The organism is Streptomyces sp. NPDC001027 (assembly GCF_040299045.1).
Taxonomy (GTDB): domain Bacteria; phylum Actinomycetota; class Actinomycetes; order Streptomycetales; family Streptomycetaceae; genus Streptomyces.
On record NZ_JBEPBI010000049.1, the window covers coordinates 16,929 to 41,327 of the forward strand.

Consider the following 24,399-nt stretch of genomic DNA (forward strand, 5'->3'; position numbering starts at 1 on the left):
GCGGGCGCGGCGCGGGCACGCCTGCGCGGCGCCGCCGGACCGACGGCTGCCGTTCACGGCGCGAGGCCCGGTGTTCCGGGTGCGGTGAGCCGGAGTGTGATCGGATGGGGGCACGCAATCCCGTCCACCGGGATCCCCATGCGAAAGGAAGAACCGTGGCCACCACGCGCTCCGCACACACCGTCTGGGAAGGCAACCTGCTCGAGGGCAACGGGGTCGTGACCTTCGACTCCTCCGGCGCCATCGGCCAGCAGCCCGTGACGTGGGCCGCCCGTACCCAGGAGGCGAACGGCAAGACCAGCCCCGAGGAGCTGATCGCGGCAGCCCACTCCAGCTGCTTCTCCATGGCCTTCTCGCACGCCCTGGCCGGTGCGGGCACGCCGCCCGCCAAGCTCGTCACCTCGGCCGACGTGACCTTCCAGCCGGGCGAGGGCATCACCGGCATCCACCTGACCGTGGAGGGCACGGTGCCCGGCCTCGACGAGGACGGCTTCCTCGCCGCCGCGGAGCAGGCCAAGGTCAACTGCCCCGTCAGCCAGGCCCTGAAGGCCGTCCCGATCACGCTGTCGGCCAAGCTCGCCTGACCGGCCGCCCGCGCCGGGCACGCCGGGCCGCTCCCGACGGACGGTCCGCGCGCCCGGCCCGGGCGGGCCCGCCCCGCCTCGCGGTTCAGACGAGGCCGGTCAGGCCTCGGATCGCGGACTGGGCCCATTCCTGCGCCCCCACGGCCGTTCCCGCCGCCAGACCGGTCGCCACGGGGGCGAGGGCTCCCTTGAGCGTGGTGACCGCACGGCGCACGCGCCCGGGCTCGGGGGAGTCCGGGCCGGTGATCTCCGCGATGACCTCCTCGGCCGCCGTCGCCGTGTCCGCGCGGTCGCCGTCGGCGAGGCCAGCTCCGGGCAGCTGCCGGAGCAGATCGGTCACCAGCGCCGAGAGTGCCTCGTAACCGGGCGCGACCGAACCGTCGTTGATCTGCTGGTTCTGGGTGACCGTCTCGTTGTTCCAGGCCAACTGGGCGTTCCCGACGCCCTTGTTGAACACCGGGCCGTCGTAATGGTTCACCTGCTGCGCACGGTTCGCGTCCTGCGCGTCCTGCGCGTCGTTCACGTCGTTCGGCACGTTCGGGTGGTTCACCGGCTGACTCCGTCCGGGTCGATGGCGTCGGTCTGCACGCCGCGGTCGCTGCCGTCGTCCGGGTGGCTCTGATGGGTCTGCTGCTGGACGACGTTGGTGTTGCCCCACGCCAACTGGGCGCTGTGGACGGCCTCCACGAACACGGGGCCGTGGTAGTTGTTCACGATCGTCGGCGGCGGGGCGGGCTCGGTGATCTCCCTCACCGGCAGCTCCGTGCGCAACGAGACCAGCTGGACGCGCCCGTTGTGCTGCACCGCCGTCCCCGACGTGCCCGTCACGCTGCAGTGCGCCAGCCGGCCGCCGCACTTCTCGTCGCAGCGCACCCCCGTGGCCGCGCAGTCCTCGAAGCGGCCGCCGACGACGTCCAGATACGCGGAGCCCGTCCCGCACAGTCCGTACGACTGCGCGCCCCTCACGGTGAGGTCGCGGGCGACGAGCCGCGCCGTGCCGAACGCCAGGGCCCCGCCGGTCTCCACCCCGGTGACGGTGCAGTCGTGCAGGTGCAGTTGGGCCTCCTCGCCCGCGCCGAACCCCAGCAGCCCGCGCTCGGCCGTGACCGACCTGAGCGTCACCCGGGACTGGCCGACGGCGGCCACCGCGATCATGTCGAAGTCGCCGAAGGCCACGCCGGTGAGCTCGGCCGTGGTGCCGCCGTCGCCCTTGGCGTCCAGCCCGAACGGGCAGCGCTCGACGCGGACGTCCTCGAACACGGCCTTGCTGCCGTCCCACACCCGCAGGCCGACGCCCGTCAGATCGCGCACACTGCAGCCGGCGAACCGGCCCCGGGCGCGGTCGGTGACGGCGATGCCCACATTGCCGCCCGAGACGCGGCAGCCGCTCACCAGTGGAGCGCCGCCCCGCGTCGACAGCACCGCGACATTGCCCGCGTCCACGACCTCGCAGCCCTCGAAGGCGCCACGGCCCGCGTCCTGGACGTGGATGCCCGTGTCGCGGCACCCGGTGAACACGCAGTCCCGCACCCGGGGGTCGGCGCCGCTCGCCACCACGATCCCGTTCTCGGCGTCGAGGACGCGGGTGTCCGAGACCGTGCCCCGGGACTGCTCGACGAACTCGAGCGCGGCCCCGTGCACGCCCTCGACACGGCAGCCCTCGACCGTCAGCTCCGCCTGCGCGTCCGCGATCACCGCCGTCCGCTCGGTGCCGGTGATCTCGCAGCCGACGAGCCGCGCCCAGGCGTCGCTGACCCGCACGCCGTGGATGCCGGCGCCGTCGATGCGGCTGTCGCGCACGGTGACCCGGGCGCTCTCGATCGCCGCGAGCGCGTTGTCGGCCGCGTCGGCGAACCGGCAGCGCTCGACGAGTCCGGCGCTGCCGGTGAACACGGTCCGGCCGAACCGGAACGCGCTGTCCGTCAGCGTCGCGGAGGCGCCGGGCGACACGTGCACGCACACCCCGCGGTGTGCCCGCACCTCGGTCCGGTCGAGAGTGAGGAAGCCGGTCCGGCAGTGGACGACCCCGGCGTCGGCCTCCCGGCCGGTGAGCACGAGACCGCGGACCACCACCGACCCGAAGGCGGTGAGCACGGTGCCCCGCGGCCCGCCCACCACCACGGAGCCGGGGTCGCCGGCCGCCGCCAGCTCGACCTCGCCGTGGACGGTGAGCTGCTCCTCGTAACGGCCGGGCGCGATCTCGATCCGCGCGGCGCGTCCGCGTGCGGCCGCGGCCCGCAGGGCGGAGCCGATGTCGGGGTGCGCGCCGCGGCCCCCGCCCGGAGAGACGACGTACTTCCTGACCATGCCCGCCTCCCCCGAAGCGCCCGTCTGTGCAGCACCGTCGACCGCCGACGGCTCGTGCCGCACTGTTGACCGTCCGTCACCGATGCTACCCGAGCGGGGCTGCCGTGCCGGGTGTGCGGCGAGGGGCCTTCACGGAACCTGTGCAGCCCCCGGCCCGGCCGGACTCCGCGACGCGGCAGGCGGCCGGCCGCCGTCGCGGGAGGGCCGGCCGCTGTCGCGGGAGGGGCGCGAGAGCTGTTGCGGGAGGGTCAGAGGCCGTCGCGGGCGTCCCGCAGGATCTGCTTGGTGTGCTCGGCGGACGCGGCGTGCGTCGTCATGTGGTCGAGGACCTCCAGATGGGCGGAGACCTCCTTGCGGACGTCGAGGTAGAGCGCGCCGGTCAGATACTCGGTCACGACCATGTCGGGCAGCTCGGGCTCGCCGAAACGGAACAGCGAGAACGGCGCGGACGTCCCGGGGTGCGGGCCCGCCGCGAACTCGGAGATCTGCAGAGTGATCCGGTCCCGCTCGGCGAACTCCACCAGCTTGTCCAGCTGTTCCGCCATCACGGCGGCGTCGACGCTCACCGGCCGGCGCAGCACCGTCTCGTCCATCACCACCCACAGACGGGGCGGGTCGGCGCTCTCCAGCAGCCGCTGACGCGCCATGCGCAGAGCCACGTGACGTTCGAGGGAGTCCGGCGTCGAGCGCCCGACGGTCCCGGCCTCCAGCACCGCCGTCGCGTAGGCCTCGGTCTGCAGCAGCCCGGGCACGAAGTGCGGCTCGTACGAGCGGATCAGCCGTGCGGCGCCCTCCAGGCTCACGTAGAGGCTGAACCACTCCGGCAGCACGTCGTGGTAGCGCTGCCACCAGCCGGGCCGGTTCGCCTCCTCGGTGAGCGAGACGAACCCCTCTGCCTCGCCCCGGGGGACGCCGTACGCCTCCAGGAGCACCTGCACGTACGGCACCTTCAGCGCGACGTCGGCCGTCTCCATGCGCCGTACGGTCGCCGGGGCGACGTGCAGGGCACGGGCGGCCTCCTCGCGGCTGAGGCCCGCCGCCTCGCGCAGTTCCTGCAGCCGTCTGCCGAGTACCACCTGGCCCACCGTGGGCGCGGGCCGTCGCTCACTCACCCCACGTCTCCCCTGCGTGTCGAGGCACGCGGGTCAGTGTGTCACGTCCGGGCCGCGATCTCACGGATAGCGGAAGGGGGCATTCAACGGGCCGCTCCGGCTGATCGGCCGTCAGCCGGCCAGATGGCGCAGGTACTTGGCCGTCGCGGGGTCGGCGGGCAGGAACGTCTCGACGGCGAGTTCGGCGACCGTCACGTCCATGGGGGTGTTGAAGGTGGCGACCGTCGAGATGAAGGAGAGGATCCGCCCCTCGTGCTCGATCCGCATCGGCAGCGCGAAATACGGGACGGCCTCGCCCGGTTCGCCGTCCGCCCCGACGCCCGCCGCCGCCCCGGCGCCCGGAGCCGCCCCGGTGTCCGCGACCGGATAGGCGGCCACCTCCTCGTACAGCTCCCGCAGCGGCTTCGAGCGGTACAGGGCGATCTGGCGCTCCATCTGCGCGAGCAGATGCCCGCGCCACTCGCGCAGGTTGCGGATGCGCGGTGCGAGGCCCTTCGGGTGGAGGGTGAGGCGCATCGCGTTCAGCGGCGGCTCCAGCAGGGACTCCGGGACGCCCTCCAGCAGCATCGTGATGCCCCGGTTGGCCGCCACCACGTCGTAGCGGGCGTCCATGACCAGCGCCGGATACGGCTCATAGCCCTGGAGCAGCCGTTCCAGGCCCGAGCGCAGCGCGTCCAGCGCCGGGTCGTCGAGCGGGGTCTGCGGATACCGCGGCGCGTATCCGGCGGCGAGCAGCAGGGCGTTGCGCTCGCGCACGGGCACGTCGAGCTGCTCGGCGAGCCGCAGCACCATGTCCTCGCTCGGCCGGGAACGCCCCGTCTCGACGAAGCTGACGTGCCGGGCCGACGAGTCGGCGCGCAGCGCCAGCTCCAGCTGACTCATCCGCCGCCGTTCCCGCCAGGCCCGCAGCAGCGGGCCCACGCCCTCGCCGCCGGGCCCCGCGGGGGCGGACTGCGTGCCGATCGCTGCAACGGTCATGCCCTCGACCGTAGTTCACCGACCGGAAGGGCATGCACCCGGCAGCCGCCCGGCGCGATCGGGGACGTGCCCGGCAGCCGCTCCGGCGCACGGACGCACCCCGCCCCTCGACGCCCGCCCCCCGACGCCCGATGCCCGACCCCCGACTCCCGACGCCTGACGTCCGACGGCGGGTGCGGGGCCGGGGCCGGGGCGGCCCCGGCCGGCGCGGGCGCCCGGATCGTCGTGTTCCCCGCGGAGCCCTGCTGACCAGGGCCGTCCCGGCGTTCCTGTGGCACGCTGGACGGGTACGCGACACCCACGAAGGGAGCCGGTCATGGCCGAACCGCTGTCGCCGAGCGAGATCGAGGAGCGTCTGGGCGAGCTGCCCGGCTGGTCCCTGGACGGCGGCCGCCTCACCCGCGCCTACCGGCTCGGCTCGCACTTCGCCGCGACCTCCCTGGTCATCCATGTCGCACAGATCCAGGAGGAGCTGAACCACCACTCCGAGCTCACCCTCGGCTACAACACCGTGTCGCTCAGCGTGCACACCCACAGCGCGGGCGGCGCCGTCACCGGTCTGGACGTCGAGCTCGCCCGCCGTGTGGAGGCCGTGGCCCCCGCGCACGGGGCGCACTGACCCGCCCGGCCGGGCGAGGGGAGGGGGGAGGGGCGGTGCTGGACTACGACGAGGAAGCCGAACGCTACGACACCCTGCGCGGCGGCGAGCCCCGGGCCGCCGCGGCGGCGGACGCCGTCCTCGGACTGGTGCCCGGCGGGGCGCGCAGCCTGCTGGACGTCGCGTGCGGCACCGGCATCGTCACCCGGCGGCTCGCCGACCGACGTGCCGGACTGCGCGTGACGGGCGTGGACCGGGCCCCGGCCATGGCGGGCCATGCCGCCGCCCGGCTGCCGGACGCGGTGGTCCTCGCCGACGCCCGCCGGCTCCCCTTCGGCGCGGGACGGTTCGACGCCGTCAGCAGCGTCTGGCTGCTGCACCTCGTGGAGGACCCGGCGGACGCGCTGCGGATCGTCGCCGAGTGCGCCCGGGTGCTGCGTCCGGGCGGGGTCTACGTCACCACGGTCGACAAGGGCGCGTCGCACAACGTGGGCAGCGACATCGATGTCGTGCTGGCCTCGCGCCCACCCCGGCCGGCTTCGGACGCCGCCGCGCTCGTGGAGTCGTACGCCGTCGCATCCGGCCTGGTCCCCGCGGGCCAGGCCCGCTTCGCCGGCCGGGGACAGGGTCGCAGCCCGCGTCGGGCCATCGCCGATCTGCGACGCGGCTGGTTCGTCACGCTGCCGCCCGGGCATCCGCTGGCCGACGGTTTCGCCGCCCGCCTCGCGGCCCTGCCCGACCAGGACCGGCCCCGCCCGGACCCCGTATTCGCCCTGAAAGCGTTTCGGAAACCGCTTCCCGGCCAGTTGCCGAAGGGGGGCGATCCAGGGCTGCGGGACGCCTGAACCCGGCCGCCCGACCCGGCAACTCGGGTGTCCGCGGCGGCGACTGGGAGAGCGGAAGCCGTCCGTCCCGCTCAGGAGGCACGCCCCGTGCAACAGCCGCACCCGCACCCGTTCCCCCTTCGGCAGTCGCGACCACCGTGGACGGAGCGGCCCGCGCCGTCGCGTCCGCGCAGGCAGCGCAGGCAGCGCAGACGAAGGGTCGTCCTCACCGCGCTGGCCTGCGCCGCCGTCCTGGTGGGCGCCGGACCGAACCTCCCCGGCGCCGGCGCGGCCCCCGCGCTCGAGCTCACGCGCACGCAGGCAGCCCCCCTGGCCGCCACCGCTCGCCAGGTCGAGGCCCTCGATCGAGGCGTCGTGAGCGTGCACACCGACAGCGGCAACCTGGTGAGCTGGCGCTGGCTCGGAACCGATTCCGACACTGTTTCCTTCAATGTGTACCGGGCCGGCACGAAGGTGAATCCGACGCCGGTCACCGGCTCCACGAACTACTTCCACTCCGGCGCCCCGGCGCAGGCCGACTACACGGTGCGCGCGATCGTGGGCGGCGTCGAACAGGCCGACTCCGTCCACGCGGTGCAGCTGCGCACCGGTTACCGGGACGTTCCGCTCACGCCGCCTGCGGGCGGCGCCACCCCCGACGGCGTGGCCTACACCTACGAGGCCAACGACGCCTCCGTCGGCGACCTGGACGGCGACGGCGCGCTGGACATCGTCCTGAAGTGGCAGCCGACGAACGCGAAGGACAACTCGCAGTCGGGCTACACCGGAAACACGTTCCTCGACGGTCTCACGCTCGACGGGACCCGCCTGTGGCGGATCGACCTGGGCCGCAACATCCGTTCCGGAGCCCACTACACGCAGTTCCAGGTGTACGACTACGACGGCGACGGCCGGGCGGAGGTCGCCGTCAAGACGGCCGACGGCACGGTGGACGGCGCCGGCACGGTGATCGGCAGCTCCTCCGCCGACCACCGCAACTCCAGCGGATACGTGCTGTCCGGCCCCGAGTACCTGACCATGTTCGACGGCCGCAGCGGCCGGGCGATGCAGTCCGTCGGCTACGTCCCGGCGCGCGGCTCGGTCTCGTCGTGGGGCGACTCGTACGGAAACCGCGTCGACCGTTTCCTCGCCGGAACCGCTTACCTGGACGGTTCCCGCCCGTCGCTGATCATGGCACGCGGTTACTACACGCGTACGGTGATCGCGGCCTGGGACTGGCGCGGGGGCGCCTTCACCCGCCGCTGGACCTTCGACACCGACTCCTCGTCCAACACCGGCAAGGGGTACGACGGACAGGGCTCCCACAGTCTCTCCGTCGGGGACGTCGACGGCGACGGCAGGGACGAGATCGTCTACGGCGCGATGGCGGTCGACGACGACGGCAGGGGTCTGTGGACGACGAGGACCGGGCACGGCGACGCCCAGCACCTCGCCGACCTCGACCCCTCACACGCGGGCCTGGAGTACTTCAAGGTCTCGGAGTCCGCCGGTCAGCCCGCCGAGCTGTACATCGACCCGGCGAAGGGCGCCGTGAAGTGGAAGCTGGCGGCCTGCTGCGACAACGGCCGTGGAGTCGCCGGCGACATCTGGGCGGGCAGCGCCGGCGCCGAGGCCTGGTCGGCGTCCGACGGCTCGATCCGCGACGCGTCGGGCGCGGCCAGGGGCCGGGAGCCGTCCTCCGTCAACTTCCTGTCCTGGTGGGACGCCGATCCCGTGCGCGAACTCCTCGACGGCACCCACATCGACAAGTACGGGCCGGCCTCGGACACCCGGCTGCTGACCGGCTCCGGGGTCCACTCCGACAACGGCACCAAGGCGACCCCTTCGCTGTCGGGGGACATCCTCGGCGACTGGCGTGAGGAGGTCGTCTGGCCGACCGTCGACAACCGGGCCCTGCGCATCTACTCGACGCCGTACGAGACGAGCACGCGGATCACGACCCTGCTGCACGACACGATGTACCGCACCGGCCTTGCCTGGCAGAACACCGCTTACAACCAGCCGCCGCACCCGAGCTTCTTCCTCGGGGACGGCATGGCCACCGCACCCAGGCCGGTTGTGTACACGCCCTGACCGTCGACGCGAAGGGCCCCGCCCGACATCCGGACGGGGCCCGTTCCGCGTGACGCGGCGGGTTCGGTTCTGGGGGTTTCTCAGCGTCCCGCAGAACGTGCCGTGCGGGACCCGCGGTTCAGCCCGACGAGCAACTGCGGTCCCCGAGCCGGAACGCCGTCGGTCTGGTGTTGGTACCCGACCAACTGCCCGTGAAGCCGAAGGCGACGGACGAGCCGGCCGCCACGTTGCCGTTCCAGGCGATGTTCTTCGCCGTCACCGCCGCACCCGACTGGGTGTGCTCGGCGTTCCAGATCTGGGAGACGCTCTGCCCGTCGGCGAACGTCCAGCCGAGGCTCCAGCCGGACCAGGCGCTCGTGCCGGTGTTGGTGAGCTTGACGTCCGCCTGGAAGCCGCCCGACCACTGGTTGGTGATCGTGTACGTCACCGCGCAGGCGCCTGTCGGGGTGGGCGTCGGGTCCGTGCCGCCCCCGCCCCCGCCCCCGCCACCGGTGTCGGAGGTGTCTCCGTAGATGACACCCCGGCCGTTGGTCGAGACGTACACCCGCCCGTACACCCGGGGGTCGCCGGTGATCGCCGCGCCCGTCCAACCCCACTGGTGGGCGTCGTCGTTGATGCGGGTCCAGGTGACGCCCTTGTCCGTCGAGCGGAAGACGCCCCGGACCCCGCCGATCTTCGCGCTGGCGTAGAGGGTCTGGTACGAGGCGCCCGCAGCCGCCTTGCCGAATCCGATCGTGTCGGCCTGCTCCACGGACGACAGCTTGGCGAAGGTGGCCCCGGAGTCGGTGGAGTGCCACAGCCCGTACGCCCCGTCGCTCGCCCCGCCGGCCAGCCAGACGTCGCCCTTGACGCCGGGCAGTGCCTTGAAGCGCACGCTGTCCCCGCTGGGCAGACCGCTCGCGGCCGACGCCGTGAAGGTCGCTCCGCCGTCCGAACTCACGTAGAACTTGCCGGACTTGAAGCCGTAGAAGGTTTTCGGGTCGACGCGGTCGGATTCGACGGTCGCGCCGGCGGGGATGCCGCTCGACGCCGACCACGAGGCGCCGAACCCGGTGGTGTACTGCACGCCGGCGCCCGCCGGACTCCACACGAATCGGCCGCCGTCCGCGGATGCGGCGACCGTGCCGCCGCCGCTGACGCCCGAAGGGTCGGTTCCCGCGAACCAGTTGGCGCCGTTGTCCGTGGAGAACGCCACATGCGGTCCCGAGTCGAGATTGCCGACCCGTACCACGGTGTCGGGCTTCGTCTCGGCGTAGTCCAGGCTCGTCGTCGTCGTGAAGTTCGGCGAGGCGAACATCATCGACGGCGCCTTGGTCAGGTCCGTGTGGCGGAAGCCGCCGACGTCGCCGAGGGCGCTCAGCAGCGGGGCGCCGGCCGGGGGAGAGGCGAGGTCGTTGACCGCCGTCTCCTCCAGGCCCTGCACCATCGGCCGGACGGTGAACCGGCCGCCGCTGTCCCACGCGGTGAGGTTCTCCGTGCCGTAGATCGTCGCGCCCGTCCCGTACATCATGCGGCTGGAGTTGAACGGGTCGATCTCCAACGCCTCGGTCATCCAGCCGAGTTTGGGAGACTGCTCCGGCGGCGACGGGTTCGCGCCCCATGTCAGCCACGGCGACGAGGACACGTCCATCGTGAAGCGGTCGGCGCGGTTGGGGTACGAGGTGTAGTCCCATGCCTTCGTCCAGGCTCCGCCGCTGTTCGTGGAACGGAAGATCTGGGTGTCCGGCCACCAGGAACTGTAGGCGGTGGCCATGACGGTGCCCGGCTTCTGACGGTCGACCGTCAGCCCGCTGAAGCCGTAGTAGGTGTCGGCCTCCGCCACCGGGGAGATGTCCGTCCAGGTCCCGGTGGCCGTCGCGTAGCGCCACAGCCGGCCCTTGCCGCCGTCGTACGGGCCGCCCTTGTCGCTGTAGGCCAGGTACAGGTAGCCGTTGACGGCGTCCAGCACGCCCTTGTGCGCGAGGTATCCCGTCGGCTGCCCGGCCAGCCGCGACCAGGTGGCGCCGGCGTCCGTCGAGCGGTACACCGCGTCGTCCTTGTCCGCCACCCCGACGTAGATGGTCTTCGTGGCGGCGCCGGACGTGCCCGTGGACTCGTCGAACGTGACCCACACGATGCCCTGGTTGTCGGACGCGTACCCGCTCGTGTCGGTCGGATCCTGCCGGTAGTCGCCGACGTTGGGGAAGTTCGCCACCTGCGACCAGCTGACGCCCGAGTCCGTCGACCGCCACAGGCCCTTGCCGCTCGGCGCGCCCAGGTACAGCACGCTGTCGCGGTTCGGGTCGACCGCGAGCCGTTCGCCCATGCCCCGGCCCGGCATGTTGCCGCCCAGCTTGAAGGGCAGGTCCGTCTTCTGCCAGCTCGCACCCCGGTCACCGGAGCGCAGCACCGCCCCGTTCCCCGGGTCCCAGCTGTTGGTGTACGTGCCGACCGCCGCGTACACCTTGTTCGGGTCGACGGAGTCGGAGGCCAGGCTCACCACGCCGGTGTGGCCCCAGTCCGCCCAGCCGACCGAGTCCAGCAGCGGAGTCCAGGTCTTGCTCGACTCCTGCCAGCGGTACGCGCCGCCGATGTCGGTGCGCGCGTAGGCGAGGTTCTTCTCCTTGCGGTTGAAGACGATGCCCGGCACGAAGCCGCCGCCGTCGATCCGGGCGTTCTTCCAGGTGTACGACTCGGCGGCCGGCGCCGCCTGCGGGCTGCCGTTCGCGGCCAGCACGGGCGGGCTGCCCGCGATCAGACCGGCGGCGAGCGCCAGTACGGCCGTCAGGATGCGGGTTCTTCGCACGGTGGGGGTCCTTCCTCGCGAAAAGCCAGGGGGAGGAGACGGGTGCGGGGGGAGAGATGCGGGACGTGCGGAGCGCGCGGGCGTCCGGGGCGCGGGCGTCCGGGCGGGACGTGACGTGACGTCGCACGGCGTGGCGTCGCGCGGTGCGGCACGGGCGTGACGTGCGACTGCCGGGCGGCCCCCTGTGCGGGTGGGGGCCGCCCGGCTGGACCCCGTCGTCAGGTGACGGGGCCACGTACGCGGAGCCTCGAGCGCTTCGCCGGAGGGCGGCGCCACCCCGTGTCCCCTGGCCCCGAGGGGCGAGGGGGCGCGGGGAGCCGCGCGGCCGGCCGCATCCGGCCCGCGGTCGGACGCCGCCCGGCCGGCGAGGCGCTCAGCGGGGGCTTATTCGAGAAGCTCCGCGTACGAGCCCATGGCCATGGCGATGTCCGCCTGGGCCCAGAAGCGGTGGTACGTGAACACGGGCGCGGCGCCGCCCGCGAGGTAGGCCTCGATCTTCGACCAGGCGGGGTCGTTCTTGTAGAAGGACCGCAGCGAGGTGAAGGTCGAGGAGGAGCTGATCGTGTCGCCGTTCGGCATCTTGCCGCTGAAGCCGCTCGGGACGTACACGGCGTCGTCGAAGCGGTTGTAGTCGGTGCGGGTCTCCGGGACCGCGACGCCGAGGGCGTCCCGGTTGTTGGCCCACATTCCGTCCAGGAGCGCCTTGGCCGTCGTCTTCGCCTCCGTGTCACCGGACTTGGCGGCGTAGTACGTCAGGGTCTTGGCGTAGGCCGCGGCCACGCCGACGTCGTCGGTGTAGTCGGCGACGGTGACGTGAAGTCCCGTGTTCGCGCCGGGACTCGACGCGTTCCAGGTGTCGGGCTGGCCCGACCACTGGAGCGTGGAGGGGATGCGGAAGGTGCCGTCCGGGTTGATCGTGGTCTTGGACAGCGCCCAGTCGACCCACTTGTCGAGGACCGCCTTCGCGGCGGCGTTCCCCGTCTGCTGGTAGTACTCGGCCACTCGCTCCATGGACCACGCCTGGAACCCGAACCACTGGTTGGACGGCGGGTCGTGGTAGACGGGCTGCTGGTCGTAGTACATGCCGTAGAAGGTCGACGTGCCGGCCGGGGGAGTCGCGTAGCGGCCCGCCCAGCTGTTCGTCGCGCCGCCGGCGATGGCGCCCTCGCTGGACTGCAGCCAGCGGTAGAACTCCATCTGCCGGGTGAGCGACTTCGCCCAGTCCGCCTGGCCCGTCGCCGACTTGGGCTTCAGGTCGGCGTAGCTGCTGAGCGCGTAGGCGGCCAGCGGGTTCTGGTAGCCGCCGTGGGTGTGGCTCGAGCCGATGCGCCACGCCCAGCCGGCGTTGGCGTCGGTGGCGCCGCCCCAGGCGTAGTACCAGGACAGCAGGTAGTGCGAGGCGTCCTTGCCGGCGCCGGCCGGGCAGGCGCTCGGCCCGACGCAGTTGCCGATCTTCTTGAAGTACTTGTCGTACATCGCGTACCGCAGGTAGTCGCCCATCTTGGCGGCCTTGCCGACGGCCGCGGAGACGTCGCCGCCCTTGCCCTGGGCCTTGGCCCAGATGTCCGCCCAGTACGCGGCCTGCACGACGCGTGCGTCGGCGTCCGGGGCGTTGGTGAACTTCCACTGCTTGGCGTAGGAGGCGTCACCGGTGAAGAGGTCCAGGTAACCGTTCTTGCCGCCGTACTTGAAGGCGTCGCACGTCGGTTGCGGAACCGTTTCCCACACCGATTCCTGTGCGCCGCGCTGGAAGGTGTTGATGTAGGAGGGGCCGGTGTCGGCCGGGCCTGCCCCGCACTTGCCGGGCGCGTTGCCGTAGCCGTAGACGTTGTCCACGTCCTGCAGCCAGTGCATGCCGTAGACGTCGTCGGTGCCGTAGGCGGACTTCAGCTCACCGGCGATCGGGTCGGATCCCACGGACACCCCGGTGTCCAGCTTCGCCGGGTACTCGTTCGGCGTGTCCAGCTCGGGGGCGTAGGTGGCCGGCTTGGACGCGTTGTAGAAGGAGTTCGTCGGCTGGTCGGCGTGGGTGGGGATCATGTACTTCTCCATGATGTCCCAGGCGCCGTTGAACTTGGTCCAGTCGCCGGTGATCTTCCCGTACATCGCCTGCAGCCACAGCAGGTAGCTGTAGGCCTCGGACGTGGTCTCGTGGCCCTGGTCCGGGGCCTCGACGATCAGCGTCTCGACCGAGTGGTAGGGAATGCCCTCGGGGGAGAAGTAGCCGTTCGCCGGGTTGGTGATCTTGCCGTAGAGGTCGAGGAACCGGGCGTCGTACGCTTTGGTCCCGGCGATCTCGGTGGCGGTGACCGTCGCCTTCGCGTGCCCGGCGGCGCTCGACTCGAAGGTCGCGGCGCCCGTGCCGGAGGCGTTGGCGGTGATGGTCACGGTCTGGGCGGTGTTCCAGTTCGCCGGGGTGAAGGCGAGGCTCGCGCCGCCGCTCACCGTCAGGCCCGTGTTGCCTGTGGTGCGGGCGGTCGTGACGGTCACGTTGGCCGAGGGCTGGGTCGACAGCTTCAGCGTGAACGTGCCCGTCTTGCCCTGCTGCACGGCCAGTTGGGTGGTGGAGGCGACCACTGCGGGCCCCGAGGCGACCGTGATGCCGACCGGTGTGGACGACGCCGACGCGCCCAGGCTGTCGTAGGCCTTGGCGACCAGGGAGTGGTTGCCCACGGACAGCCCCGAGGCGGACAGCGTGTACGGCGCGCTCGTGTCCGTGCCCAGCAGGGTCGTGTCGTCGTAGAACTCCATCTTGGTGATCGTCGCGTTGTCGGCGGCCGCGGCGGTCGCCGCGAGCGGCACCGCGCTGCCCTGGGTGTAGACGGCGCCCGCGGTCGGGCTGGTCAGCACCGTGACCGGCGGCTGGTGCGCGCCGACGCAGGGCGTGCCGTTGACCGCGAAGGCGGTGGGAGCGGCGTTCGCGCCGCTGTAGCTGAACTGCGCGCCCGTGCCGACGGCCGCGCCGGGGGCGATCGTCCCGTTGTAGGAGGCGTTGTTCACCGTGATCTGCTGACCGGACTGCGACCAGCTGCCGTTCCAGCCGTTCGACAGCTTCTGGTTGCCCGCGTAGGAGTACGTCAGGGTCCAGCCGCTGATCGGGTCGGCTCCCCGGTTGGTGAGGGTGAGGTCGGCGGTGAACCCGGAGCCCCAGTCGTTGGTCTTGTAGTCGACGCTGCACGCGAGCGCGGCCGCCTGGGCGGGTGTCGTACTCGTGCTGAGCATGGCGAGAGGGAGCGCCAGGGCCGCCACGGCGGCGGTCCACAGGCGCCGCGTCCCGCGACGTCTGCGTGAGGGTTTCATGGTGCTGGTTCCTCCTTGCGGCTCGGGGGAGTGGGGGGAGGAGCAACAAGCCTTGAACCAGTGGGAGCGCTCCCATAGTGGGGATGCGGGTGAACGCGGTCAAGATGCTTGAAGAGTCGAAAAGATTCGACGGCGGGAGTTGAGTAAAAGTCAGTCACCGCCACTGTTCTTTGCCAGCCCGTGGCGCTAACTTCAAGTCACCAGTGGGAGCGGTTCCATCAGTCGACGCGTCTGTCACGACGCGCCTGAGCTGCAAGGAGTCGCTCATGCGTCACCCCCCGCGTTCAGTACTTTTAGCCGTCGTCGGCACGGTCGCCCTCGTCGCGGGCGCCCTGTTGCCGGTCGTCACGGCGCAAGGAGCGGCGCCTTCCTGCACGGTGGAGTACTCGGTCGACAGCCAGTGGGACACCGGCTTCCAGGGCGCCGTGAAGGTCACCAACAATGCGGCGGCCATGAGCGGTTGGAGTCTCGCCTTCGACTTCGCGGGAGGCCAGAAGGTCACCCAGGGCTGGAACGCCAAGTGGTCCCAGTCCGGCGCGACCGTCACCGCCGCGAACGAGAGCTGGAACGGCTCCCTGGGCGCCGGCGCGAGCGTCAGCGCCGGATTCATCGCCTCGCGGACAGGGGCGAACGCCGCGCCGACCGCGTTCCGGCTCAACGGCACGTCCTGCAACGCGGGCAACGGTCCCACGCCCACGCCCACGTCCACCCCCACGCCGACCCCCACCCCCACGCCGACCCCCACCGCGCCGCCCTCGACCGACCCGCCCGGACCCGGTGACGCGCCGCCCGCCCTGCACGTCTCGGGCAACAAGCTCGTGGACGCCGCCGGGAACACCCGCCGACTGCTCGGCGTGAACCGCTCCGGCGGCGAGTTCATGTGCGTGCAGGGGCGCGGCATCTGGGACGGACCGGTCGACGACGCCGCCGTCGCCGCGATCGCCGCCTGGCACGTCGACACCGTCCGTATCCCGCTCAACGAGGAGTGCTGGCTGGGCCTTTCGAACATCGACCCCGCGTACCGCGGCGCGACCTACGTCAACGCCGTCAAGGACCTGGTCGCCCGCGTCAAGGCGCACGGCATGACCCCGATCGTCGAACTGCACTGGACGTACGGCCAGTACACCGGCAACTCGGCGGGCTGCTCCGACGTGCACGCCAGTTGCCAGAAGCCGATGCCCGACATGCAGTACACGCCGGCGTTCTGGTCCTCGGTCGCAGGCGCCTTCAAGAACGACACCGCCGTGGTGTTCGACCTGTTCAACGAGCCCTATCCGGACCGCGCCACCGCCACGACCTCCCAGGCGTGGCAGTGCTGGCGGGACGGCGGGACCTGCCCGGGCATCGGCTACGAGGTCGCCGGCATGCAGGACCTCGTCGACTCCGTGCGGGCGACCGGGGCCAGGAACGTGATCCTGGCCGGCGGGCTCGCCTACTCCAACGACCTCGGCCAGTGGCTGACCCACAAACCCACCGACCCCACCGGCAATCTCGCCGCCGCTTACCACGTCTACAACTTCAACTCCTGTGCCAATGAGAGCTGTTGGAACTCCACGCTCGCCCCGGTGGCCGCGCAGGTGCCGCTGGTGGCCGGAGAGATCGGCGAGAACACCTGCTCACACGGTTTCGTCGACCGCGTCATGAAGTGGTTCGACGATCGCGGACTGTCGTACCTGGGCTGGACCTGGAACGCCTGGGACTGCTCCACGGGTCCGTCCCTCATCTCCGCCTACGACGGGACGCCCACGGCGTACGGCATCGGACTGCGCGACCATCTGCGCGCACTCGACGGATAGGCGCCACCCGGCAAGCAACAGAACGGACCACACCCTCGACCACGAAGGAAACCCGCACTCATGAGCCGTAGCAGAACAGCGGTACTCGCCGCGCTGGCGCTGGTCGCCGGCGCCTCGGGGACGGCACTCGCCGTGGTCCCCGGCGACTCGGGGCTCGCCGCCGTCCCGTGCAGCGTCGACTACAAGGTGCAGAACGACTGGGGCAGCGGCTTCACCGCCGCCGTCACCGTCACCAACAACTCTGCCGCCAAGACGAGTTGGTCGGTGAAGTGGGCGTACGCCGGCAGTCAGAAGGTCACCAACGCCTGGAACGCGAAGGTCACCCAGTCCGGCACGGCCGTCACCGCCAACAACGAGACCTACAACGGGACGCTGGCGACCGGCGGTTCGGTCAGCTTCGGGTTCCAGGGCACCTACAGCGGCAGCAACGCCGTGCCCACGTCGTTCACCCTCGACGGTGTCACCTGCAACGTGGACGGCGGAACCGGACCCACCGATCCGGGACCCACGGATCCGGGACCCACCGGCCCCGGCACCCCGCCCACCAGGGTCGACAACCCCTACGCCGGGGCCAAGGTGTACGTGAACCCCGAATGGTCGGCGAACGCCGCCGCCGAACCGGGCGGCAGCCGCGTCTCCAACCAGCCCACCGGCGTCTGGCTCGACCGCATCGCCGCCATCAACGGCGCCGGCGGCCACATGGGGCTGCGCGCCCACCTGGACGCGGCCCTCGCCCAGAAGGGCAGCGGCGAGGAAGTCGTCCAGCTGGTCGTCTACGACCTCCCCGGGCGTGACTGCTCCGCACTCGCCTCCAACGGCGAGCTCGGCCCGACGGAGATCGACAAGTACAAGACGCAGTTCATCGACCCGATCGCGGCGATCCTGTCCGACAGCAAGTACGCCGGCCTGCGGATCGTCACGACCGTCGAGATCGACTCGCTGCCCAACCTCGTGACCAACACCGGCAGCCGGCCGACCGCCACTCCGGCGTGCGACGTCATGAAGGCGAACGGCAACTACGTGAAGGGCGTGGGCTACGCGCTGAAGAAGCTCGGCGCCATCCCCAACGTCTACAACTACATCGACGCCGGGCACCACGGCTGGCTCGGCTGGGACGACAACTTCGTCCCCTCCGCCCAGATCATGTACCAGGCCGCGACCGCCGAGGGCTCGACCGTCGACAACGTGCACGGCTTCATCACCAACACGGCGAACTACAGCGCCCTGAAGGAGAACAACTTCACCATCAACGACCAGGTGGCCGGCAAGTCGGTCCGGGAGTCCAAGTGGGTGGACTGGAACCGGTACACCGATGAGCTGTCGTACGCCCAGGCGTTCCGCAACCAGCTGGTCACGACCGGCTTCCGGTCGAACATCGGCATGCTGATCGACACCTCCCGCAACGGCTGGGGCGGCTCCGCCCGGCCCACCGGCCCGGGCGCCACGACCAGCGTGGACACCTATGTGAACGGCGGACGCTACGACCGGCGGATCCATGTCGGAAACTGGTGCAACCAGTCCGGCGCCGGACTCGGCGAGCGACCGAAGGCCGCTCCGGCCGCCGGGATCGACGCGTACGTCTGGATGAAGCCGCCGGGTGAGTCCGACGGCTCCAGCTCCCTCATCCCCAACGACGAGGGCAAGGGCTTCGACCGGATGTGCGACCCGACGTACACGGGCAACCCCCGCAACGGCAACAGCATGTCGGGCTCCCTGGGGAACGCACCGCTGTCCGGACGCTGGTTCTCGGCCCAGTTCCAGCAGCTGATGCAGAACGCCTACCCGGCGCTGTGACCGGTGAGCTGTAGCAGGTGAACGGATCCGCCCGGCCGTGAAACCGGCATCGGTGTGATCCGTCGGGCGGCCGGCCCTCCCGGGCCGGGCCCCGGCGGATCGCCGACCCGGCGGCCGGACGGGTCCCGTCCAGTCCACTTCCGTGGCCCCGGCTCTCCGGGGCCGGTCCGGCGCCGCGGCGGCCGCGCCGGACGCGGAAACGGAAGCTGTAACAGGCAGGGAGAACAGGCGGGGGAAACGGGTGCGGAACGGCTTGCCGTCCGCACCCGTCTTTTTGCCGTCCCGGCAACAGAAGTGGCACTCCCGCGGTGCGTCGGCGCACGCTGACGGCACACCGGACGAGAGGCTGACCACCATGGCGCACCACCCGCACGCACCCCACGCCGACCAGAACCCGCACGGTCACGGTCACAGCCACTCGCACGGTCCCGGCCGCGACCAGCGCACCGACGTCGACTGGGCCGGGATGGCGCAGCATCTGGAGGCGCAGGCCGAACTCTTCACCCCGCTGTACGAGCGGGCCCTGTCCTGGCTCGGCAGGGAAGTGACCGAGCCCGGGCTGATCGTGGACGCGGGCAGCGGCCCCGGGGTCGTCTCCTGTCTGTTCGCGGAGACCTTCCCCGGCGCGCGCGTCATGGCGGTCGACGGCTCCGAGCCGCTGCTCCGGCGGGCCGGGGAACGGGCGGCCCGGCTCGGGTACGCCGACCGGTTCGGCACCCTGGTCGGTGAACTGCCCGACGTGCTGGGCGAGTTGGACTACCCGGCCGACCTGCTGTGGGCCGGGCGCAGTCTGCATCACCTGGGCGACCAACGCGCCGCGCTGACGGCCTTCGCGCAGCGCCTCAGCCCCGGCGGAACACTGGCGATCATGGAGGGCGGGCTGCCGGCCCGGTTCCTGCCGCGCGACCTGGGCTTCGGGCGGCCGGGGCTCGAGGCGCGGCTCGACGTGCTGGAGGCGGAGTGGTTCGCGCGGATGCGGGCCGACCTGCCGGGCTCCGTGGCCGAGACCGAGGACTGGGCGGCGCTGCTCGGCGCCGCGGGCCTGAGGCACAGCCGCAGCCGCAGCTTCCTGCTCGACCTGCCCGCGCCCGCCCCCGACCGCGCCCGCGCCTACGTCGCCGCGATCCTGTCGAGGCTGCGCGAGGCCTTCGGCGAGGACCTCGACGCCGACGACCGTGCCACCGTCGACCGCCTCCTCGACCCGGACGACGCAGCGAGCGTGCACCGCCGGCCCGACGTATTCGTGCTCGCCGCCCACACCGTGCACACCGCTGTACGCGCGGGCTGACGGCGTGATCCGGCAGTGGGCGGCCGCCGATCGCCGTGCCTCTGAAGGCATTTGACTTCGAGAGCACTCCAGCTGATGGAATCCCCGCTGTACACCGAGACACAGGGGGCAACCATGACCGACTCTCCGGTCGCACTGATCACCGGCGGCGGCAGCGGCATCGGCGCCGCTGTCGCACGGCGACTGCTCGACCTCGGGCACCGGGTCGCCGTCACCGGCCGAGGCGAGGAACGGCTGCGCGCCTTCGCCGCCGGCCTCGGCGACCCGAAGGCCCTGTCGACGTTCGCCGGGAACGCCGCCGACTACGACAGCGTGCGGTCGGCGGTCGACCGTACGCTCGACGCCTACGGCCGGCTGGACACGGTCGTCGCCAACGCGGGAACCGCCACCCACGACTCGGTCGCCGAGGGCGATCCGGCCGGGTGGACCGACATGGTGCTGACCAACGTCCTCGGCCCCGCGCTGCTCATCCGGGCGTCGATCGACGCGCTGAAGGAGACCCGGGGACGGATCGTGCTCATCGGGAGCGTCGCCGGTTTCGTGCCGACCCCGGGCAACCTCTACGGGGCGACCAAGTACGCGGTCACCGGACTCGCGGAGAACACCCGCCGCCAGGTCACCGAGTGGGGCGTCGGCGTGACGCTGGTCGCGCCCGGCCGGGTGGAGACCCCGTTCTGGGACAGCTACGGCAGCCTGCCGCCCGGCCACCTGCTGACCGCCGACCAGATCGCCGACTCCGTCGTGTGGGCCGTCGGGCAGCCGGCCGGAGTCGACGTCAACACCGTCGTCGTCCGGCCGGTCGGGCAGCCCAACTGACGAGCCCCCTGACGCGCCGAGGGCGCCCCTGTCCGGGGCGCCCTCACGCGGTTCGGGCCCGTCAGCCGATGTCGAACGAGGCCGGGTCCGGACCGATGCGACGGTCCTCGTTCAGGGCGCTGACGGCCGCGAGGTCCTCGTCGTCCAGGCTGAAGTCGAACACGTCGATGTTCTCCTTGATCCGCGACGGCGTCACGGACTTCGGGATCACCACGTTGCCGAGCTGGAGGTGCCAGCGCAGCACCACCTGGGCGGGGGTGCGGTCGTGCTTGCGGGCGATGGCCACGACCGCCGGGACCTCGAGCAGGCCCTTGCCCTGGCCGAGCGGGGACCAGGCCTCGGTGGCGATGCCCCGCTCCGCGTGGAACGCGCGGGACTCCTGCTGCTGCAGATGCGGGTGCAGCTCGATCTGGTTGACCGCCGGCACGACCGACGTCTCGTCGATGAGCCGCTCGAGGTGCTCCGGCAGGAAGTTCGACACGCCGATCGCCTTGACCCGGCCGTCGGCGAGGAGCTTCTCGAAGGCCTTGTACGTGTCGACGTACTGCCCCCGGGCCGGCCGCGGCCAGTGGATCAGGTACAGGTCCACGTAGTCCAGGCCGAGCTTGTCCAGGGAGACGTCGAACGCCCGCAGCGTCGCGTCGTGCCCCTGGTCGGAGTTCCAGAGTTTGGTGGTGACGAAGACGTCCTGGCGGGGTACGCCGGAGGCGGTGAGAGCCTTGCCGGTGCCCTCCTCGTTGCCGTAGATCGCCGCTGTGTCGATGCTGCGGTACCCGGCCTCCAGTGCGGTGGTGACCGCCTGCTCCGCCTCGTCGTCCGGCACCTGCCAGACCCCGAAGCCCAGCTGGGGCATCTCGACGCCGTTGTTGAGGATGATCGGGGGGACCTTGCTGCTCACGAGCTCTTGATCCTTCGGTTGTCCGTCAAGGGGTACTCCCATCGTCAACGATCACGACGGTCGGTGCATTCCTCCCCCTCCGGTACCCGTTCTCCGCCCGTCCAAGACCTGGGGCCGGGTCCGGCTCAGGACCGGTACAGCGCCTCGACCTCGTTTGCGTAAGCGTTCTCGATCGCCTTGCGCTTCAGTTTCAGCGACGGGGTCAGCAGTCCGTGCTCCTCGCTGAAGGGCAGGCCGAGGATGCGGAAGGTGCGGATCGACTCCGCTTTCGAGACCAGCGTGTTGGCGGCCACCACCGCCCGGCGCACCTCCGCCTCCAGATCGGCGTCGCTGACCAGCTCCGACGGCGTCATCTGCGGTTTGCCGCGCATCTGCAGCCAGTGTTCGACGGCCTCCTGGTCGATCGTGATCAGGGCCGCCACGAACGGCCGGTCGTTGCCCACCAGCAGGCACTGGTGGACCAGCGGGTGGTCGCGCACCCGCTCCTCCAGCAGCCCCGGCGCGACGCTCTTGCCCCCGGAGGTGACCAGGATCTCCTTCTTGCGGCCGGTGATGGTGAGATACCCGTCCTCGTCCAGGGCGCCGAGGTCGCCGGTGGCCAGCCAGCCGTCGTGCAGGGCCTCGTCGGTGGCCTTGGGGTTGTTGAGGTACCCCTGGAAGACGTTGTCGCCGCGCAGCCAGATCTCGCCGTCGTCGGCGATGTGCACGGTCATGCCCGGGATGGCCTGGCCGACGGTGCCGTAGCGGGTGCGGCCGGGCGGGTTCGCGGTCGCCGCCGCCGTCGTCTCCGTCAGACCGTAGCCCTCGTAGATCTGCACGCCCGCGCCGGCGAAGAACAGCCCGAGCCTGCGGTCCATGGCCGACCCGCCGGACATCGCCTGCCGCACCCGGCCGCCCATGGCCGCGCGCAGCTTGCCGTAGACGAGCTTCTCGAACAGCTGGTGCTGCATGCGCAGCCCGGCCGAGGGGCCCGGTCCGGTGCCCCACGCCTTCGCCTCGACCGCCTCGGCGTACTGCACGGCCACGTCCACGGCCTTCTCGAACGGTCCCGCTCTGCCCTCCCGCTCCGCCTTGCGCCGTGCCGCGCCGAACACCTTCTCGAAGATGTACGGCACGGCCAGGAAGAACGTCGGACGGAACGCCTGGAGGTCGGGGAGGAGCGCGGACGCGTGCAGCTGGGGCTGGTGGCCGAAGCGCACCCTGCCGCGGATCGCGGCGATCTGCACCATTCGCCCGAAGACGTGCGCCAGCGGCAGGAACAGCAGGGTCGCCGCCTCGTCGCCCTTCCTGGAGTGGAACACCGATTCCCAGCGCTCGATGACGGTGTCCGCCTCGAACATGAAGTTGCCGTGCGAGATGACGCAGCCCTTGGGCCGGCCGGTGGTCCCCGAGGTGTAGATGATCGTCGCGGTCGAGTCGGGAGTGACCGCCTCCCGATGACGGTGGACGACCTCGTCCTCGACGGCCGCGCCGGCGTCGTACAGCTCCTGCACACAGCCGGAGTCCAGCTGCCACAGCTGCCGCAGCTGCGGAAGGCGGTCGATGACGGTGGCGATCGTCATCGCGTGGTCCTCGTGCTCGACGACGGCGGCCGTGCACTCGGCGTCGTAGAGCATCCAGAAGCACTGTTCGGCGGACGAGGTGGGGTAGACCGGCACCACCTGGGCGCCGACGGTCCACAGGGCGTGGTCGAACAGGGTCCACTCGTAGCGGGTGCGGGACATGATCGCGACGCGGTCGCCGAACCGGATGCCCTGGGCGAGGAGGCCCTTGGCCAGGGCGAGGACCTCGTCGCGGAACTCGGCGGAGGTGACGTCCCGCCATTCGCCGTGCTCGTCCTTGCGGCCGAGTGCGATGTAGTGCGGGTCTTCCTGGGCGTGCCGGAAGACGACGTCGGCCAGACCGCCGACCGGCGGTGGCAGCGCCAACGGAGGGTTGGTGAACTCCCGCAAACTTCGCACCCCGCTTTCTCAAGGCCGCACAGCGCCGTGAAAGCTACCCCACCCGGCGACAGGGCGGGAGGGGCGCACAAGGCGGGCGACGTTCCAGTCCACGCTGGTCAGGGCGGGAAAAAGGGCCCACAAGGGGAAGGGACGGACACAAAGCTGACGGTTGAGTAAGTTTCGGCACCGTAATCTCCACCGAATCCCCCCGCACCGCTTACGACGCCCACGCTCCCGTCGGGCCCCCCACGGCGTGGCAGGCCGGCTCGGGATGTGAGCCCGGGGTGAGCCCGGCGCGGAGGGCGGTCAGCGGGCCGGCCGAGGGGTGGCGGAGCGCCGGTGCAGCCGGTCGCCGCCTGCCATGATCGCCGCCGCCAGGGCGTCGGCGGCGCTGTCCGCCGACGTCCGCCGGCGCCCGTGCACCAGCACGAAGTCGACCCTGCCGAGCTCCGGCAGCCCGGCCCGCTCCACCCGCACCAGGCCCGGCGGGATCAGGTCCCGGGAGTGCGCCATCACGCCCAGGCCCGCGCGGGCCGCGGCGATGAGCCCGTTGAGGCTTCCGCTCGTGCACACGATCCGCCAGGACCGCCCCTGGCGCTCCAGCGCCTCCAGCGCCAGAGCGCGGGTGATGCCCGGCGGCGGGAACACGATCAGCGGGAGGGGTCGTCCCGGGTCCAGGCGCAGCCGCTCCGCGCCGATCCAGACCAGCTCGTCGCGCCACACCGGCTCGCCGCGTTGATCCTCGGGGCGACGCTTGGCCAGCACCAGGTCCAGCTCTCCCGCGGCGAGCCGCTCGTGCAGGACGCCCGACAACTCCACCGTCAGCTCCAGATCGACCTCGGGGTGGTCGGAGCGGAAACGTTCCAGAATCTCCGGCAGCCGGGTCAGCACGAAGTCCTCGGACGCGCCGAAGCGCAGCCGGCCGCGCAGCCGGGTGCCGGTGAAGAACGCCGCGGCCTGCTCGTGGACGTCCAGGATCCGGTGCGCGAACCCGAGCATGGCCTCGCCGTCCTCGGTCAGTTCCACCGAGTGCGTGTCCCGGGTGAACAGGGCGCGCCCGGTCGCGTCCTCCAGTCGCCGCACGTGCTGACTGACGGTGGACTGGCGCAGACCGAGCCGCCGCGCCGCCTGCGTGAAACTGAGCGCCTGGGCCACGGCGAGGAAACTGCGCAGCTGAGAGGGGTCGTACACACGCCCACCGTAGCGCCTCTCATCATGTTTCATGATGACAGTGAGTGCGGTGTACGGGATTCCCGATCACTGCCCGGGGGAGGACGATGGA

At 71.7% G+C, this 24,399-nt stretch carries 17 protein-coding genes; 8 read left to right on the forward strand and 9 right to left on the reverse strand.

Annotated elements, in window-relative coordinates:
• The first annotated feature begins 155 nt into the window (after window positions 1-155).
• Window positions 156-584, forward strand: coding sequence for an OsmC family protein (locus ABT300_RS16480; RefSeq protein WP_351675815.1), 429 nt, complete (start codon window positions 156-158; stop codon window positions 582-584).
• Between the two features lie 85 nt (window positions 585-669).
• On the opposite strand, the gene ABT300_RS16485 is transcribed toward ABT300_RS16480, so the two are convergent.
• The 4 genes from ABT300_RS16485 to ABT300_RS16500 form a co-directional block, all read right to left on the reverse strand.
• Complete coding sequence (locus ABT300_RS16485) at window positions 670-1,134, reverse strand: hypothetical protein (protein WP_351675818.1); 465 nt, start codon at window positions 1,132-1,134, stop codon at window positions 670-672.
• Window positions 1,131-2,891 carry a right-handed parallel beta-helix repeat-containing protein gene (locus tag ABT300_RS16490; protein ID WP_351675820.1) on the reverse strand — a complete coding sequence of 587 codons (1,761 nt, stop codon included), beginning with the start codon at window positions 2,889-2,891 and terminating at the stop codon, window positions 1,131-1,133. The genes ABT300_RS16485 and ABT300_RS16490 overlap by 4 nt, the downstream gene beginning before the upstream one ends.
• Before the next feature lie 248 nt (window positions 2,892-3,139).
• The gene (locus tag ABT300_RS16495) at window positions 3,140-4,003 is read right to left on the reverse strand and encodes a Sco1979 family transcriptional regulator (RefSeq protein ID WP_351675823.1); all 864 of its coding nucleotides are present in this window, start codon (window positions 4,001-4,003) and stop codon (window positions 3,140-3,142) included.
• A 111-nt stretch (window positions 4,004-4,114) separates the two neighbouring features.
• Window positions 4,115-4,981, reverse strand: coding sequence for a helix-turn-helix domain-containing protein (locus ABT300_RS16500; protein WP_351675826.1), 867 nt, complete (start codon window positions 4,979-4,981; stop codon window positions 4,115-4,117).
• Between the two features lie 316 nt (window positions 4,982-5,297).
• Between ABT300_RS16500 and ABT300_RS16505 the strand changes: the two genes are divergently transcribed.
• From ABT300_RS16505 to ABT300_RS16515, 3 genes are all read left to right on the forward strand, one after another.
• Window positions 5,298-5,600 (forward strand): 4a-hydroxytetrahydrobiopterin dehydratase, encoded by a 303-nt coding sequence (locus ABT300_RS16505; protein WP_351675828.1) that lies wholly within the window; start codon window positions 5,298-5,300, stop codon window positions 5,598-5,600.
• A 35-nt stretch (window positions 5,601-5,635) separates the two neighbouring features.
• Window positions 5,636-6,424: a class I SAM-dependent methyltransferase gene (locus ABT300_RS16510; protein ID WP_351675831.1), complete on the forward strand. Its 789-nt coding sequence runs from the start codon at window positions 5,636-5,638 to the stop codon at window positions 6,422-6,424.
• Window positions 6,425-6,637: 213 nt separating this feature from the next.
• Window positions 6,638-8,497 carry a rhamnogalacturonan lyase gene (locus tag ABT300_RS16515; protein WP_502977950.1) on the forward strand — a complete coding sequence of 620 codons (1,860 nt, stop codon included), beginning with the start codon at window positions 6,638-6,640 and terminating at the stop codon, window positions 8,495-8,497.
• A gap of 118 nt (window positions 8,498-8,615) precedes the next feature.
• On the opposite strand, the gene ABT300_RS16520 is transcribed toward ABT300_RS16515, so the two are convergent.
• Both ABT300_RS16520 and ABT300_RS16525 read right to left on the reverse strand, forming a co-directional pair.
• The gene (locus ABT300_RS16520) at window positions 8,616-11,282 is read right to left on the reverse strand and encodes a cellulose binding domain-containing protein (RefSeq protein ID WP_351675834.1); all 2,667 of its coding nucleotides are present in this window, start codon (window positions 11,280-11,282) and stop codon (window positions 8,616-8,618) included.
• A gap of 384 nt (window positions 11,283-11,666) precedes the next feature.
• Window positions 11,667-14,582, reverse strand: coding sequence for a glycoside hydrolase family 48 protein (locus ABT300_RS16525; protein WP_351675837.1), 2,916 nt, complete (start codon window positions 14,580-14,582; stop codon window positions 11,667-11,669).
• A gap of 266 nt (window positions 14,583-14,848) precedes the next feature.
• Here ABT300_RS16525 and ABT300_RS16530 point away from each other — a divergent pair, with 266 nt between their 5' ends.
• The 4 genes from ABT300_RS16530 (at window position 14,849) to ABT300_RS16545 (ending at window position 20,276) form a co-directional block, all read left to right on the forward strand.
• Window positions 14,849-16,378, forward strand: a complete 1,530-nt coding sequence (locus ABT300_RS16530) for a cellulose binding domain-containing protein (protein WP_351675840.1) — start codon at window positions 14,849-14,851, stop codon at window positions 16,376-16,378.
• Between the two features lie 60 nt (window positions 16,379-16,438).
• On the forward strand, window positions 16,439-18,172 hold the full coding sequence (locus ABT300_RS16535) for a glycoside hydrolase family 6 protein (RefSeq protein WP_351675843.1): 1,734 nt from the start codon (window positions 16,439-16,441) through the stop codon (window positions 18,170-18,172).
• A 355-nt stretch (window positions 18,173-18,527) separates the two neighbouring features.
• On the forward strand, window positions 18,528-19,460 hold the full coding sequence (locus tag ABT300_RS16540) for a class I SAM-dependent methyltransferase (RefSeq protein ID WP_351675846.1): 933 nt from the start codon (window positions 18,528-18,530) through the stop codon (window positions 19,458-19,460).
• Between the two features lie 114 nt (window positions 19,461-19,574).
• Window positions 19,575-20,276, forward strand: a complete 702-nt coding sequence (locus ABT300_RS16545; protein WP_351675849.1) for an SDR family oxidoreductase — start codon at window positions 19,575-19,577, stop codon at window positions 20,274-20,276.
• Between the two features lie 61 nt (window positions 20,277-20,337).
• Here ABT300_RS16545 and ABT300_RS16550 read toward each other — a convergent pair whose 3' ends face one another.
• From ABT300_RS16550 to ABT300_RS16560, 3 genes are all read right to left on the reverse strand, one after another.
• Window positions 20,338-21,174, reverse strand: coding sequence for an aldo/keto reductase (locus tag ABT300_RS16550; RefSeq protein ID WP_351675851.1), 837 nt, complete (start codon window positions 21,172-21,174; stop codon window positions 20,338-20,340).
• Between the two features lie 125 nt (window positions 21,175-21,299).
• A complete protein-coding gene (locus tag ABT300_RS16555; protein ID WP_351675869.1) occupies window positions 21,300-23,126 on the reverse strand; it encodes an AMP-dependent synthetase/ligase in 1,827 nt (608 codons plus the stop codon).
• Window positions 23,127-23,423: 297 nt separating this feature from the next.
• Complete coding sequence (locus ABT300_RS16560; protein WP_351675853.1) at window positions 23,424-24,308, reverse strand: LysR substrate-binding domain-containing protein; 885 nt, start codon at window positions 24,306-24,308, stop codon at window positions 23,424-23,426.
• Window positions 24,309-24,399 lie beyond the last annotated feature (91 nt).

Excerpts from the sequence above, each read along its gene's own strand:
- ABT300_RS16500 (WP_351675826.1), bottom strand. The coding sequence starts at position 4,981 with ATGACCGTTGCAGCGATCGGCACGCAGTCCGCCCCCGCGGGGCCCGGC.
- ABT300_RS16530 (WP_351675840.1), top strand. The coding sequence starts at position 14,849 with ATGCGTCACCCCCCGCGTTCAGTACTTTTAGCCGTCGTCGGCACGGTC.
- ABT300_RS16540 (WP_351675846.1), top strand. The coding sequence starts at position 18,528 with ATGGCGCACCACCCGCACGCACCCCACGCCGACCAGAACCCGCACGGT.
- ABT300_RS16490 (WP_351675820.1), bottom strand. The coding sequence starts at position 2,891 with ATGGTCAGGAAGTACGTCGTCTCTCCGGGCGGGGGCCGCGGCGCGCAC.
- ABT300_RS16525 (WP_351675837.1), bottom strand. The coding sequence starts at position 14,582 with ATGAAACCCTCACGCAGACGTCGCGGGACGCGGCGCCTGTGGACCGCC.
- ABT300_RS16505 (WP_351675828.1), top strand. The coding sequence starts at position 5,298 with ATGGCCGAACCGCTGTCGCCGAGCGAGATCGAGGAGCGTCTGGGCGAG.
- ABT300_RS16535 (WP_351675843.1), top strand. The coding sequence starts at position 16,439 with ATGAGCCGTAGCAGAACAGCGGTACTCGCCGCGCTGGCGCTGGTCGCC.
- ABT300_RS16545 (WP_351675849.1), top strand. The coding sequence starts at position 19,575 with ATGACCGACTCTCCGGTCGCACTGATCACCGGCGGCGGCAGCGGCATC.